General features: G+C 52.7%; 10 protein-coding genes. 2 read left to right on the top strand and 8 right to left on the bottom strand.

Annotated elements, in window-relative coordinates; translation table 11 throughout:
• The first annotated feature begins 585 nt into the window (after nt 1-585).
• Complete coding sequence (locus MW046_RS18380) at nt 586-1599, top strand: SGNH/GDSL hydrolase family protein (protein WP_247995678.1); 1014 nt, start codon at nt 586-588, stop codon at nt 1597-1599.
• Nucleotides 1600-1872: 273 nt separating this feature from the next.
• On the opposite strand, the gene MW046_RS18375 is transcribed toward MW046_RS18380, so the two are convergent.
• From MW046_RS18375 to MW046_RS18365, 3 genes are all read right to left on the bottom strand, one after another.
• Nucleotides 1873-3306, bottom strand: a complete 1434-nt coding sequence (locus MW046_RS18375; RefSeq protein WP_247995677.1) for an FAD-binding oxidoreductase — start codon at nt 3304-3306, stop codon at nt 1873-1875.
• A gap of 574 nt (nt 3307-3880) precedes the next feature.
• Nucleotides 3881-5029, bottom strand: coding sequence for a polysaccharide deacetylase family protein (locus MW046_RS18370; protein WP_247995886.1), 1149 nt, complete (start codon nt 5027-5029; stop codon nt 3881-3883).
• A 765-nt stretch (nt 5030-5794) separates the two neighbouring features.
• Nucleotides 5795-8065: a catalase gene (locus MW046_RS18365; protein WP_247995676.1), complete on the bottom strand. Its 2271-nt coding sequence runs from the start codon at nt 8063-8065 to the stop codon at nt 5795-5797.
• A gap of 220 nt (nt 8066-8285) precedes the next feature.
• Here MW046_RS18365 and MW046_RS18360 point away from each other — a divergent pair, with 220 nt between their 5' ends.
• Nucleotides 8286-9203 carry a DUF7983 family protein gene (locus MW046_RS18360; protein ID WP_247995675.1) on the top strand — a complete coding sequence of 306 codons (918 nt, stop codon included), beginning with the start codon at nt 8286-8288 and terminating at the stop codon, nt 9201-9203.
• Between the two features lie 296 nt (nt 9204-9499).
• Here the strand turns inward: MW046_RS18360 and MW046_RS18355 are convergent, their stop codons facing one another.
• The 5 genes from MW046_RS18355 to MW046_RS18335 form a co-directional block, all read right to left on the bottom strand.
• Nucleotides 9500-10648 (bottom strand): cobalamin-independent methionine synthase II family protein, encoded by a 1149-nt coding sequence (locus MW046_RS18355; protein WP_247995674.1) that lies wholly within the window; start codon nt 10646-10648, stop codon nt 9500-9502.
• 331 nt (nt 10649-10979) lie between these two features.
• A complete protein-coding gene (locus MW046_RS18350) occupies nt 10980-11177 on the bottom strand; it encodes a heavy-metal-associated domain-containing protein (protein ID WP_247995673.1) in 198 nt (65 codons plus the stop codon).
• Between the two features lie 123 nt (nt 11178-11300).
• Complete coding sequence (locus tag MW046_RS18345) at nt 11301-11705, bottom strand: VanZ family protein (protein WP_247995672.1); 405 nt, start codon at nt 11703-11705, stop codon at nt 11301-11303.
• A 240-nt stretch (nt 11706-11945) separates the two neighbouring features.
• Nucleotides 11946-14384: an amino acid permease gene (locus MW046_RS18340; RefSeq protein ID WP_247995671.1), complete on the bottom strand. Its 2439-nt coding sequence runs from the start codon at nt 14382-14384 to the stop codon at nt 11946-11948.
• Between the two features lie 4 nt (nt 14385-14388).
• Complete coding sequence (locus MW046_RS18335) at nt 14389-14538, bottom strand: hypothetical protein (protein ID WP_247995670.1); 150 nt, start codon at nt 14536-14538, stop codon at nt 14389-14391.
• Between the last annotated feature and the right edge of the window lie 362 nt (nt 14539-14900).

Here is a 14900-nt window from a genome sequence, read left to right as displayed (position 1 = left end):
AGTATCTGTGTAACGGGACGCTCCATCTTTATCGAAACTGCGAAGAAAACACGGGCACCTCTTCGTCGATTATAATGCTGTTGAGCGGCAGGTCTCGACGGTAAACCGGCACTGTACGGTTAACATCCGCACACAGGATTGATCATCATAGTAAGAACAATGGTCCGTTTACTGGTTTCTATTCGACTGTGCTGTATCTCTCGTGATCTCTTCTGGTGGCTCACGAGAGCATCCGCTAGGGAGAACGTCGTCTCTAGAGGTCCGAACCGGCAGATCACAGTTGTGATCGTCCACTGCCCCGAATGCATATATCATAATAAATTTTCCATTATATTTCATCTATTTGGTGTTGGTCAACGACACGTTATCAGGTGAAGTTCAAAACAGCTGTTAGGATACTATCCGTTGGCGGGGGATGCTAGTGGCCACGGGCCGGTATGGCTGTGCTTGCCTATAGGGGATATCTCGACGACCACAGACCATTGCTGACAAGATTATGAATTACTTCGTCGACGTGAATATCTATCCCATGACGATGGGACAGCAATCCGATAGAGTCACGTGAGCTCTGTTCGATGTGGTCACATGATGACCGAGAAATATTTGTCCATTTCTCTACACAACGTCGCAGAAACGGTATCTGCAGAATGGGCCGCCGACGCTGATCGACTGTGCCGCGTTCCCGCCACGGTGGGAGCAGCTCTGAACGAGACGGCCCGTGAGCGGGTTCGGCATCCGACCGGAAGTGAGATCAGATTCGTTCCTCGTTCTGAGACAGACGAAATCGAAATCACGCTCTCCGCGATCGAACGAACGCAGGTTCGAACGTTTTGGGGTTCGTTCCAGCCATGGGAGCCGATCGAGATCGGTCCGGAACCGAAAACACTCGAACTTACCCTCCCAGACCGCCTCCAAGAGCTACCCACTAGGGGGGACACGGGGCGATTCGATCCTCACGTCTGCCGGATAGCGTTCGAACGATTCCAAGCGGTCGCCGTCCATGCTGTCTCCGGTAACTGTCGTCCACCCACTGCTGACGAACTCCCCGATCAGAGATATCTCGCGTATGGGACGTCGATCACCGAGGGGGCTGCCTCCTCAGCGACCCATATGAACTATGTTTCCCACGTTGCCCGAAACTGCGGGTTCGACGCGTTGAACTTTGGATGTTCCGGATCAGCCTACTGTGAATCCGCAATGGCGGATTACATCGCAACCCGAGAGGATTGGGACGTGGCGACTCTCGCGCTGTCCGTGAATATGGCGAATACAGGTGGGTTCTCCCCCGACGAGTTCGAGGGACGCGCCGAAGCGTTCGTCGATACGATTGCGACGGCACACCCCGAGAAACCGATCGCGTGTATAACCCTTTTTCCGTACTTCGATGACGTGATCGAATCGGGCGATCCCGCACACGCCAGAGCGTATCGAGAAGCACTACGCTCCATCGTCGATGATTCTCCTCACGATAATCTCACCCTCATCGATGGATCTCAGCTGCTGTCATTCTCCGGGTTGACAGCTGATCTACTCCATCCAGGGGACGATGGAATGGAAATCATCGGAAGACGACTGTCAAAAAAATTGTGTAATATTTAACGATAAAATATAGATCAACGTTCTTCTCAGACGCAGACGTATCGTCTTGATGACGATAGATAATCATATAAACCATCTTATATATTTTAAAATATAAATCGGGGTCTAATTTTATGTCTGACAAGTGGTGTCTGAATACGATGAGTACGAATCGAGTACACCCGTGTATTCGTTCGTTAACGCCTTCTTTGTGGGACAGAGAAGTCTCGACTTTCGGCGACGAAGCGCGCCAATTCGGCGTGTACGATCGGTGTGTCGATACTCTCCATCTCGTTAGTCATCACCGGTGTCGGGAGCAACGTATCGATTCGAGTGGAACAGGTTCTCGGGATCGTATTCGTTCTTCACCTCCACCAGCCGGTCGTAGTTTTCGCCGAAGATAGCTCGTCCGGGATCCTCGTTGAACCCGGGGAAATTGCCATATCCACCCGAGGCGACCTTCAGTCTCCGAACTTCGTCGATACCCTCACGCACCCACGCGACGTTTTCATCGTCCATGGTTGGATCATCCCAGTTGGCTTCGAAAGTAAGCATAAAACTCTTGTCTCGGTGCCAGAAGGCTGTCGCGTCTCGGGAACGGGTACTGATTGCACCATCGAGGTTCCAGAGATCGACGGTCGACAGTGTCGATGGACTTGCCTCTCCATGACGAACGATGAAATCGAGTAGGTCGTCCGTGAGTTCGTCCACGTACGTCGCTTTCCAGTAGTACCGACGACCGTCCGGATAGTCGGCATCGAGTAGCATCTGTAACTCCGTATACGGCATTCGTCCACTGAAGTCGATGATCGGCTCGGTGACCGATCGAAGCGAGCGGAACTCCGCTTCGGCGTCGTCGATCGCTCCGGCGTAACAGCCGATGATCCCGACTGCCGGTTCGCCCCATGCCTCTTCCGGAAACTCCTCGATATCGGGTACGAACAGATAGAAGGGGATGACGCTCGCGTTCTCGGAGGCCGATTCAGCGTACTCGCGGAACCGTTCGAGGACTTCGACAGCGTTGTCCCCGTGGTAAACGACGAAGAGACCGAACACGTCGGGGCCGACCTCATGGAGTCGATATTCGAACGATGTGACGATACCGAGGTTCCCTCCACCACCGCGCAGTGCCCAGAACAGGTCCTCGTGTTGCTCGTGATCGGCTCTCAGAACGTCTCCGTCGGCCGTGACGATTTCAACGGATTCGAGGTTGTCACACGCCAATCCGTGCTTTCGTCGGAGGTGACCAACCCCGCCGTTGAGGGTCAATCCTGCGATTCCAGTTTTTGATACGACGCCCAACGGCGTTGCCAATCCGAAGACCTGCGTCTCTCGATCGACATCTCCTAGCGTTGCTCCACCGCCAGCACGAACTGTCTTGTCTTCTGGATCGACGTGGATACCGTTCATCTCGGAGAGATCGATGACGATGCCTCCATCACAGAGAGCTGTCCCTGCGACGTTGTGTCCGCCACCACGGACTGCAACGAGCAGTTCGTTGTCTCGAGCAAAATTCACCGCTTCAACGACATCAGCGACGCCGGTACACCGAGCGATTATCGCTGGGTGCTTGTCGATCATTCCGTTCCAGATCTGCCGGGCGTTGTCGTACCCCTGATCGTCGGGATGGATCACTTCACCCCGGAATCGGTCGATGAACGTCTGACTCGCTTCGTCCGGAATTACCGCGACTGTTTCGTCTGTCGGAGATGGTCCTGTTTTGGGCATATTCGATAGTTTGGAGACGGGACGGGAAAATCACATATTGAATAATCGATGATTTTGGACATTATATAATTACAACTCATATGAATTTACTAACAACATTCTCAGAATAATTGGACTTGTCACCATTCCCTAAGTTGTGCAGTGAAAATGTTTCCCGTTTTACTTTCAGAACGAATAGGATCAGTGAGCGGCCGTGATCGCTATCTTGCTGTTCGATCTTCAGAAAGTGACATCGATTGTCCGAGGAGAACGGCGTTCCAACGTGGACTAGCAGAATCTTATTTGGTCCGATTTTGTTAGTGTCGACAGCCGTTATTCACAGATAAATGTCATTTGTGTGGTGTGAGGTATACGCGTATTTTGACCTCCTCCAATCAGTTCGTGACTTCGAGGCGAGCGATTTGACGCGTAGCTGTGCTTGTAAGTTCGATCGAGTAGAATCTCACACAATGATAGTTATGCCGAGTGTTTCAAAATGGTTTTGTGACTGACAGCCATTCATCGATTCTGTTTTCACCTACCGCTGTCGTTGTCAGTAGTCTTGATGTTCGCACCCGTTCTCGGGGTGGTTTTACTAGGGATTAGTCGTTTCCCTCCCTGGGGACGACGGCGACAGTGTCAAGCAACCCTCATCCAACGAAACCTCATAGTATCCGTGCGGATCCCATTCTAAAACGTCTCCTCCCTGCCTGAGCGTTCCTCCGTCCGTCCTCACCCGAAGATACTGCCCCCGAGGAAAGCCATCAGGCAATGACCACGTCCAAACTTTATCATTTCCAACTGTAGTAGGCGTGATAGAATTGAAGATCTTCTGTCCCAACCAGTAGGCTCCGATGGTGGTGATAGTATCGATCCAGACGTTATTTACCGATTTAACATAATTAATATTTTTTATAATTTCAGATATGTTGACTGGTGCGTACCACCGATCATTGGTCGGTGTAATCGAGTGGAAGAGGTAAATGAGCCATTCTCCGTCCGAATGGATCGAATCAACCAGATCATTGAATATTTCCGCAGTATCACCGTCGCTTGCGGTATAGCACGGTAAGTCGAAGGGGTTCGTGGCATCGTTCGGTGCGATAGTCCCTCCACCGACACCACGGTTCAAAAAGACATCGGCCTGCTTGGCCGGTTCAATCCATCCAGTGTCACCAAAGGGAGCCGCCATCGTCCATACATCCCGTTGATTGAACGTTTCCATAATGTACTCTGTACACTGCTTGATTTCTGCTGCCGTGCTTTCTAGGGGCTCTCCAAAACTACTTCCGGTAAGATCAGAATGCGGATGGCTAACTGTGTGATTCCCGATTTCGTGCCCGTCTTCTGCGACCTGTCGCCATCCTTCCTCGTAGCCAGAGAAATCAACGTTGCTCGATATGTAAAACGTTGATTTGACTCCTGTTCTTTGCAATTCGTCGTAATGGTCGAGCTGAGAGGGCTGGCCATCATCGAAGGTGTATGAAACAGCACTCTCAAACCCAGCCCAGTCGAGTACGACAAGGTTTTCGGGACGACCAGAGGGCTTGGGGACAGGATCTGTTTCTGGCGTTGGCAACTGCGACGATGGACTCTTTGTCGATCGAGAACTGATTGTTCGTCGGCTATTGATACTGGAACCTTGTTGAGCACTCCCACGACCCGTCAGTGCTGCCACCCCGGTGATGCCGATGAGGGTGAGTACGTCTCGACGGTTAATTCTCCTATCTGTCCCTGTATTCATTTTATCCACACCATTAAGAATATTTTAAATTATATAAAGTTTAGGGCGAGATCACCCATGTCTTCGTCATTATAAATTATGATATATTAATTAATAATCTATAATAAGTCTTTATACAATCTAGAGATTATCACGATTAATAGACCTGATATTACTGTGGCCGGATTGATTATTTATCATAATTCTAATTAATATCTGTCGCCAACGTATCTCGAATCAGAGCAGCAGAAGCACGCCGCATTTGCGGGAAATAGCGTTCGAGGAGATATCGGGAATATCTCTTAACCTATTAATTATAATATTGTTTAATATCAAATATCCCCTATGACTACAGTCACTAACGCATCACATCGTGCTGTTGTCAACCCATGCTCTTGTTATCGAGTGGTTGTCGGATGATAGAGTTTATTTCTTCTCCGGAGGCTCAGAGAAACGGAAGCACCTATTCACTGCTGTGGATTGCCAGCCGTTCAGCCTCAACGGTCATATCGGCTGCAGCTGTCAGCGTCTGACCGAGGATGGAGGATTCGGCTGGAATCGTGAAGTCAGAAATAACGCTCATATTAATATCAATAGTATGGAAAGATGCGTGCTAATGGTCGGGGACACCGATAATTGATGGACGGATACTTTCCTCCATCGCTCCGAACGGATTTTTCATCCGTAGGTGGTTCGGATGGGTGTTATCCGAACGTAACGTCGGCACTGGTGATTGTAATCTCATAAATGAAAATTTGACGGGTAGAACGATCGATCGTCTTTGAACTACGCGCGTACGTCCGATGCGTTTCGCTCCCAGTGGCGGTGTTCTGCGATCGCATCACTGAAGGCATCGAGGAACTCGTCCATGTCGTCTCCCGATCGACTCGTTACGACGCCCTGTTCCACGACCAGACCGTCTCCATCTGCCGAAACATCCGTGTCCGACAAGTTTACTGTTTCGAGCAGATCGATCCCGTTGCCAAGCGCGCCAATCGGCTTTTTGTGTTTAAATGCCTCAGCGATAAAATGTCTAGCATTGCTCTGTTCTTTCATCATCTCGACGCTATCGTTGCCACCGGGGACGAAGACCGCGTCGTACACGACCGAGTCGGCCATGACGTGGCTCTGGTCGGCCTTCAGTACATCGCCGTTCATGCCTGTTTTCTCGCCGAGCATCTTCGAGACGATCGCTGTTTGTGCGCCCTGCTCTTCGAGCACTGATGTGACTTCGTCTACGTGATCGTCGTCGAATCCGTCATTCGCGAGGACCGCGATCTGACGCGACTCGATCGTGTCCATCACTGTGTTTTTCTGACTCAACGCGGGCGAACTCTTGTCGTGATCCGGGTGGTGTGGTCCGGGTTCGTCGGGCGGTTCGACGCCGATCCCTTCGGCGGCTCGGACGGCGAACTCGTGATCGACGTTGTTGAAGATTTCATAGACGACACGCTCGCGGACCTCTTTGCTCTCGACGTTTCCCAGCTCGAAATGCGTCGCATCCACGATGTGTTGTTTCTCCGGCTCAGACATGCTGTTCCAGAACAACTTTGCCTGACTGAAATGGTTTCGGAAGCTCTCGCTTCGATCGCGGATCTTCTTGCCCTCGATCTTTTCTGTGTGATGGACGTAGCCACCCTCTTCTTCGGTTGCTTCTCTGGGATAATCGTCTTCTAAGGAGTTGGGTGAGTAGGATGTTTTTCCTTTATTGATGGTTTGACGCATGAACCCGGCACGCTGGTTGTTGTGGCGTTTTGCGAGCGGCCGGTTGATCGGAATCTCATCCCAGTTTGCGCCGCCAAAGCGATTTAACTGTGTATCCTGATAGGAAAACAGTCGACCCTGCAAGAGGGGATCGTTCGTGAAGTCGATCCCCGGTACGACGTTGCCGGGGTGGAACGCCACCTGTTCGGTTTCGGCGAAGAAATTGTCGACGGTTTCGTTGAGGACGAGTTTGCCGATTCGCCGGACGGGAACGTCCTCTTCTGGGATAATCTTCGTCGGATCGAGCAGATCGAAGTCGAACTGGTCGGCGTCATCCTCCTCGACGATCTGGATGCCAAGTTCCCACTCCGGATAAGTACCGCTCTCGATCGCGTTGTACAGTCCCCCACGGTTGAAATCGGATGCTTTTCCCCACAATTTCGTCGTCTCATCCCACAACAGTGAGTGGGTGCCGTATTTGGGGAGCCAGTGGAATTTCACGAACCGGGTTTCACCCTCTGCGTTCACGAACCGGAACGTGTGGACGCCAAAGCCCTGCATCATACGGTAGGCGCGCGGCAGTGCGCGATCGGAAAGCACCCACATCAGCATATGGGTTATCTCGGGGGTGAGAGAGGCGAAATCCCAGAACGTATCGTGGGCTGTTGCGGCTTGTGGGGTTGAACTGTCCGGTTCGGGCTTGACCGCATGGATCAGATCAGGGAACTTGATCGCATCGTGAATGAAAAAGATCGGTATATTGTTCCCAACGAGGTCGTAGTTACCGTCCTCAGTGTAAAACTTCGTGGCAAACCCACGGACATCCCGAACAGTGTCGCTCGATCCTCTCGATCCCACGACTGTCGAAAACCGCGTGAAAACGGGGGTCTTCTGGTCCGAATTCGTGAGAAACTTCGCCTTGGTCAGCTCCGAGATGTCGTCGTACTCCCCGAGATCTGGGTCCTCGTAGGGTTGGTAATACCCGTGAGCGCCGGTTCCGCGGGCATGGACTACACGCTCAGGAATGGATTCGTGGTCGAACTGCGTCATCTTTTCCCTGAAGTGGAAATCTTCCATCAGGGTTGGTCCCCGTTCGCCGACTTTGAGCGAGTCGTCGGTATGGTTGACGCGTACTCCTTGGTCCGTCGTCAGATATTCATCCATGTGATCCTCGCGAACCTCATCGAGTTGCTCTTGTTTGCTATCCTCGCTGAGGTGTTCGCGAGCTTCATCCCCTGTTCCATGTAACGCTTCACTCTCTTCGATTTCTCCCGCTTCTTCGGTGGTCACTCTGTGCTTAGTGGTCTTCTCGCCGATCTCCTCACCATCGTTATCGGTTTGATCGTCAGCCATCGACTTTGTATTTAATATGGCTATTATTAAAGATAACTTGTAACTAAAATAAATATCTCTGTATAGAATAATAAATCCCTCGAATGAAAGGTGCTTCACTGGCAACAAATTCGACCGTGGATCCAAGGCGGATGTGTATCTTTCTGAAGTTACGCATTGAGTAGCTTAGAGCCGTGATCTGGGGACGATGTTTTTCGTGCTCCCCGGTGTATGATCGTTCATGGGTGACGTTTGGCACCACTTGCGAGAGGAGTGCGACCGCCTTGATCAGAGGGCGGAGCTGATCACACCAGTCTCGGAACGACCGTTCTCGGTCGTGACCACGTTCGACGATCGAATCGTCATTCGGTATCGAGACAGTGGTGAAGAACGCTCACTTCGCCGCGAGCAGTTCGTCGTGCTTGCCGATCGTCTCACGGAAGGTTCGATTCCGCTTGAGAACGTTCCTCCCGGAGTCGAGCCGTATATGACCATTCTAAGCCTCTCTCCCGAGCACGCCTCCAAGAACGGAATGCTCTCGCGGTCACCCGACACCGCTGTCGGGGGCGAGTCTTCTTATCTCATACCACCTGAAGAAACACGAACCCGTGCTGAGCGCGTACACGATGACGCTGTACTGTTCGCTGATCTGCTCGACCGACTGGACGCAAACGATCCGGCATCGCTCGACACTGAAGAACTCACTGATCTGTACGTCCTGCTGTCGGACGTTCAACGCGGTGCCGACCGCGTTCGGAAAACCGTCAAAGATCACCTACTCGACCGACTTGGAGCCGACCAGCAGTTACATGGTCGGTTCGGAACGGTCCGCCGGACGACACGCGAACGACGCCGACCGAAAAACGACGAGACGGTGCTGGACGCGCTCGATGAGCATGGTATCCCCCACGAGTGGGTGCTCGGTGTCGATTCCGATAAGCTGGACGTTGTGCTTGCGGTCACAGAACTGACTGAATCGGAGGTTTATAATGCTGACGAGCAGGTATACGTCCAGAAGACGGGTGTCGATGAGAGCGCGAAGTTTACACGACTCCGGGGTCTGGCGGCTCGGCTCGACGAGATCGAAGGAGGAGAAGATCTTCACGAGGATCTCACCGATCTCGAACGACGCCTTGAGAAGGCGCTCTCGACTGGGTGATGGTGCTATCACGAACGCTTCGGCCCGTTCAGTTAACGACGACAGAGTTCGGATCAGAGCTAGATGGGTAAATCGTGATCGCTACTACGCATCTTCAGAAATCGGGGGGGCGATGGCCACATCTCTAACACGTAGACATCGATGAAGCTCTAACCTGCCCCACAGATCAAGTTCAACCGTAGCGTTGGTGACGGTCTATGTGGTCTCGATACACACAGATCTCGAAACGATGCTACGACCGATGGCCGTTCGAGACCGAGTGCGGCATCGAAGGGAGAACAACCTTGCCAGTGCCGTTAGTGGATGTATTCGACCGCGATTTCGGCCCCCTCAACGAGCGCGTCGAGTTTCGCCCACGCTATCTCGGGAGCAACCATGCCTAGACCGGCCTGTGTGCCGAAACCGCAGTCGGGCGCGGCGACGAGTGGCGTCGAGTCGTCGACCGAATTCGCGACGCGCTTTAGTCGGTCGGCGATCGTTTCGGGGTGATCGATGATGTTCGTTTTCACGTCGACAACGCCCGGGATCAGTGTCCATCCGTCCGGTACTGGCTGTTCCGTAAATGCGTGGTACTCGTGCTGGTGACGGGGGTTGGCCTGTTCGATGCTGAGTCCCGAAATGTCAGCCTCGTACAGTTCCGGTAAGAGTTCGACGAGGTCGGTGTCGAGATGATGTGGTCCCTCGTAGCTTCCCCAGCAGGTGTGAAGTCGGACCTGCTCGGCTGGAACGTTCTCCAGCGCACTGTTGAGCGCCTCGACGTGAAGAGCGGTCACGCCCTTGAATTCCTCGGTCGTGTGGTCTGCGTAGTCCGCGTGGCCAGCCGCAAGCAATTCCGGAGCGTCGATTTGCAGGGTTGCACCTGTCTCGGCGATCAGTTCGTACTCGTCGCTCATCGCGTCTGCGACGGCAAAGAGGAACTCCTCGTGGGAGTCGTAGTACTCGTTGACGTGTGTGGTCGCCACGACACTTGGTGACGCCGATGTCATGAACGTCTCCTCGAAGTCGGTGTCAACGGCGTCGAGCGCGTCGAAGAACGCCGCGCTCTCTTGCTCGGCTGCTTCGTGTCCAGTGTATTTGACGGGTCCAGTGACGACTGGTTGGGTCGAAAGGTCAATGACATCAGTCGAAAACGTCTCCTCGGCGTAGTCAGGGTACTCCGCCAGATCGGCCCAAAGGGACTGCTCGCGTTCACCATCAATACCGCTCAATCGATCTGCGACGTACCAGTTGAACGAAACACGAGGCTGTTCGCCGTTGTTGACGATGTCCAGACCGATCTCGTGTTGGCGTTTGATGACGTTCCGCGTTGCGTCTGCAACGGCAACGTTCCACTCGTCTTCGTCGACGTCGACCCCGTTTTGACGCTTCTGAAGGAGTTCGAGGAGCCTCGGGGATCGCGGCAGACTTCCGATGTGTGTCGTTCGAATTCGCTCTTCGTCTGTCATTGGATACTCGTATGAGTAATAGTTATTGGTCATAATATAACCCACGGTATTCAGGTGTCGGTGGTGTGCAATGAGCGACGACGATATCTCTAGATCCAGCGGTGATGTCACGTGGTCTGGATCATCGACGACTGCATCTGCCGCTCAGGATGAAAATATCATTCACTCCCTTTCAGTCTCTACACGATCCATATCGAAGGATTCAAACCTCAAACTCGTCGAACGTTTCGATCGTAACATCAGGAGGGCAGTCGAACGTTCAACGAAGAAACGACGTCCTGTCTTTCTTCCCTTCTTAGGGATCGTTACGTATCACTGCTCGCTAGTCTACTTATGCGTGAGCGGTGTAGCCTGCGTCCTCGACCGCTTGAACGAGGGTAGTGGTGTCGGGATCACCCTCGACTGTGACTGTGTCCGTTTCGTTGTCTGCGTGAGCGTCAGAAACAGCAGCGATATTACGGAGAGCTTCCTCGACGGTCTGTTCACAATGATCACACATCATTCCTCCAACGTGAATCGTAGTTGGCATACAAATACGACTACGCCCGCCTGTTTTATGTGGTTTTCACGTTGCTACCGCGAGCCAGTCAAACGGGGTTTGGATCGTAGTGAATATGGATCTCCAGCGCTGGCGTGGGTATTCTCGCCTCTCCTAGTTACTTCCAACATTATGGATTTCACGAGTTGCCCGTGTAGTGCCAGCAACAGCTCCGACAACCGATCCAAGGAAACCAGCAACCATGTCGGTGCGTTCGGAATCTCGTGTCGGAATCCATCGTTGAATTGAGTTAGTAATAATACCGTAAGTAGTTGAGCCACTGATTGCGAGAAGCACTGCGGTACGCTCACTTTGTCGTTCGGTTTCAAGCGCGTTCACGAGTGCCGTTGCAAGACCTGCGTGGCCCACGAAGTGAAGAAACTTGTCCGGTCCCAATCGTTCGAACTCCGAATAACGGGGGAACGGTGATGGGATTACCGATCCGACTAACAGGAAAACTGCAACGGTCACGACTACAGTCCAACGAGATCTCGATGAACAGCACTGTAGTTCTTTCATAGGATATTTACGGAGGGCAGTTTCTTGGTGTTGTGGATCATTATCAACCCTTTCGTAGCTGCTTCTCATATTTTTATATCGTTATTGAGTTATTGGAAATTAGGGTAATGATAAAATACCAACTCAGACAACGAGTGGTTTTTGTCAGTATCTTGACGTACAGAGATCGATGCGCTGGAGCGGATGACGTTATTGCGTTCGAATCGAACATCGAGCGGTCCGGCAGTTTCGCCAGAATGATCACTCATCGGGGACAGTTGTCTTTGCACCTTTTCCGAGCCACTTGCCGATGACCTGCTTCACTGCCGATCGTACTGGTCGATGTTTGCGCACCATCACGACTTCGCCGTCGAAACGCATGCCAACCGTTTCGGGAATTTCACCGAACAACACCCGGCGGAGAATTCCTTCACCGGCTGCCCCGATGAGGATGGAGTCAAAGCCTTCCTCACGTGCGTAATCAAGAATCGTCTGAGTGATGTCTTCACCCTCCTGTACAGTGATGGAACTGTTCAGATCCTCCTCGGCCAGTGTCGTCTGCTTTTCCGTGAGAAATGATTCGGCATCGTCACCAGTGTCGTCGGTCACCACGTGGAAGAACATCACATCAGCACCGGCTCTCGCGTACGCGGCGGCGAAGGTTTCTGCTAACTGGGTATTTGGTCCATCAGCCAGCGGGACGAGCACTCGACTCGATTCTGGTGCTCCATCGGTCTTTACGACCGAGACGTCACATTCGGCGTTCTCGACGACGGTATCGATCGTTGAACCGAGGACGTAATCGGAGAATCGCTTCCGTTCGCCTCGCCAACCGAGCAAGACAAGGTCACTATCGCGTTGATAGGCAACGTTGTTGATGCTCTTGGCAACGTCGTGGCCGATGGTGACCGTTTGATGAGCGGGAACGTCCTCTGGAACGTATCGCATGGCATCATCCAATATTTCTTGCTGTTCATCAGCGTAGTGACGGCCTTCGGACAGGGGCGTTTGGTCTGGCACTGTCGCCACGCTCGTTAAGAGAATCTCGCCGTCCATGTGGCGGGCAACTGCGCTGCCAGTACGGATGAGCTGCGCTGTGTTCTCTGGATCGGAAAGTGGGATGAGTACCTGGTAGCCGCGCCCTTCTCCTGCGCGCTCTTCGGTAATGAGCCGCGTCTCTTCCGCAATTGCAGTCTCTCGAACACGCCTACGAGAATACAGGAAGTAGATGCCGAATCCAACTAGAATCCACGCGATCGCGCCGTACCATGCAAGCGGACTGTAGTTGAACAGATACACTGCGAGAAACAATTTGGTTACAATCCCAACAATTGGAACGTACGGGAACCACGGCATGATATACCCATAATCGATCTCATCGCCCCACTCTCGACGAATAACGATTGCCGCGTAATTTACCTGCAAGAATAATAGTAGGAACATCACGTCAGTCGCCGCCGCGACGGCCTCAATTGGCAAGGCCACTGCCATGAAGATGATGAGCGCCCCTGAGAGCGCGGTCGCGAGATAGGGGGTTCGCTGCTCAGGATGCACTTCGCTAAACATGTCTGGGAGGACGTGGTCTCGGCCCATCGCGAAGGAGACGCGCGTTGAGGAGTAGGTCGTCGCGTTGAGTGCTGAGAGCGTCGAGAAGACTCCTGCAACGAGGATGATAACGGTTCCGTATGGCATGATCTGGGCAGCAGCGCGGGCCAGACCTAGTTCCCCGAGATGGCCGAGGATCTCCCAGACGGCAGCATCCTCGATGTTCGATGGAACCGGTGGGAGGTGCCCTCCACCATGGACACCCTCAGCAGCACCTTCCTGGGCAAGTCCAAAGAGCTCGGGTGTGACTGTCACTGAGCCGATGAGGACGATGGCGACGAGCATGTAGATGGTGACGACGATCGACATCGAGTAGAAGACCGCCTTTGGTACGGATTTTTTCGGATTCATGACCTCTTCGCCGGATTGGACGATGATCTCATACCCTTCGAAGGCGATGAATGTCAGCCCCATCGCGATGAAGACGCCACTAAGCTCTCTCGGCAGAAACGGTCTGAACCGGCCGGTCGCTTGGGTTGGATTATCGAAGATGTAGCCAAACCCAAAGACGATGAGAACGAGAATGACGGCTACCTTGACGATCGTAATAATATTGCCAGCGAGTCCAGTTTCTTTCGCGCCGCGATAGTTGATGTATGTGAAGAGACCCCCCGCAAACACAGCAAAGAGCTTGTCTGGCCCGAGTGATAAGAGCGTAACTCCTTGCAATCCAATCGTGAGTGGTTGGAAAAGAGCAATGCCGAAGTACTCAGTAAGAAGGAGGTGGACGAACGCACCGAATCCAAGAGTGTACAACGATCCTGCGACGGCGTGCGCAAACCATGACATCCAGCCAGCTAGAAACGCTTGGGAACGACCAAGCGCCTCTCGAACCCACAGATACCCCCCACCTGCTTCGGGAATCGCAGACCCGAGTTCAGCATAAACCATCCCCGTAAAAATGGTGATGAAGCCGTTGAACGCAAACGCCATGACCAGTGCTGGCCCAGCTTGTCCAGCAGCGAGGCCGGTGAGGACGAAGATCCCAGCGCCGATCATCGCTCCCAAGCCGATCATCGTGATGTCGAACAACGAGAGATCCCGAGCGAGCTCTTCATCGTGACTGTGACCCGGGAGTCCGTCGTCGTTACTCATGTGACTAGCCGTCCTCTGAGCGACTAAAGGGACCTTTAGCGTACTCCCCAGCAGCAATCTTGTCGACGACGTATTTGCCGTGGAACACCGCGGCTTGTAACCCAAGCCACGCGAGTAGAGCAAGGATAGCACCGATCGTCAGCTCGGATACCATATCATGTTATTAACCGCGATGGATTATAAAAACAGCTGGTGGGTGCGCAGATTCAGTATTCTATCTCAAATACAAGCTTAGCGGCGACGAATGAGCGACAGCATTTAACTACAATCTCACCGACACGATATGCGTGCGTATACGACAGCCAATTCCCTCGGCCGAATGGTTTATACTGCCGAATCGGCCGATCAGGCAACTGAACGCGGCCTGTGGTACTGTCGTGCATCCAGCGGCGAGTCGAGAAGAACGCAAACAGACAGCTACTGAACTTGCCGTTTCTGAGTCCTATGACCGTAATCGACGATCGGTAGCGTCACATATATCGGCGATTCTGTCCTGAACAACAACTATTGTTAATA

The organism is Halocatena salina (assembly GCF_023115355.1).
Classification (GTDB): Archaea; Halobacteriota; Halobacteria; order Halobacteriales; family Haloarculaceae; genus Halocatena; species Halocatena salina.
Note: the sequence above shows the minus strand (reverse complement) of the source record. Positions and strands in the feature narration are given on the sequence as shown.

Excerpts from the sequence above, each read along its gene's own strand:
- MW046_RS18380 (WP_247995678.1), top strand. The coding sequence starts at position 586 with ATGATGACCGAGAAATATTTGTCCATTTCTCTACACAACGTCGCAGAA.
- MW046_RS18375 (WP_247995677.1), bottom strand. The coding sequence starts at position 3,306 with ATGCCCAAAACAGGACCATCTCCGACAGACGAAACAGTCGCGGTAATT.
- MW046_RS18370 (WP_247995886.1), bottom strand. The coding sequence starts at position 5,029 with ATGAATACAGGGACAGATAGGAGAATTAACCGTCGAGACGTACTCACC.
- MW046_RS18365 (WP_247995676.1), bottom strand. The coding sequence starts at position 8,065 with ATGGCTGACGATCAAACCGATAACGATGGTGAGGAGATCGGCGAGAAG.
- MW046_RS18360 (WP_247995675.1), top strand. The coding sequence starts at position 8,286 with ATGGGTGACGTTTGGCACCACTTGCGAGAGGAGTGCGACCGCCTTGAT.
- MW046_RS18355 (WP_247995674.1), bottom strand. The coding sequence starts at position 10,648 with ATGACAGACGAAGAGCGAATTCGAACGACACACATCGGAAGTCTGCCG.
- MW046_RS18350 (WP_247995673.1), bottom strand. The coding sequence starts at position 11,177 with ATGCCAACTACGATTCACGTTGGAGGAATGATGTGTGATCATTGTGAA.
- MW046_RS18345 (WP_247995672.1), bottom strand. The coding sequence starts at position 11,705 with ATGAAAGAACTACAGTGCTGTTCATCGAGATCTCGTTGGACTGTAGTC.
- MW046_RS18340 (WP_247995671.1), bottom strand. The coding sequence starts at position 14,384 with ATGAGTAACGACGACGGACTCCCGGGTCACAGTCACGATGAAGAGCTC.
- MW046_RS18335 (WP_247995670.1), bottom strand. The coding sequence starts at position 14,538 with ATGGTATCCGAGCTGACGATCGGTGCTATCCTTGCTCTACTCGCGTGG.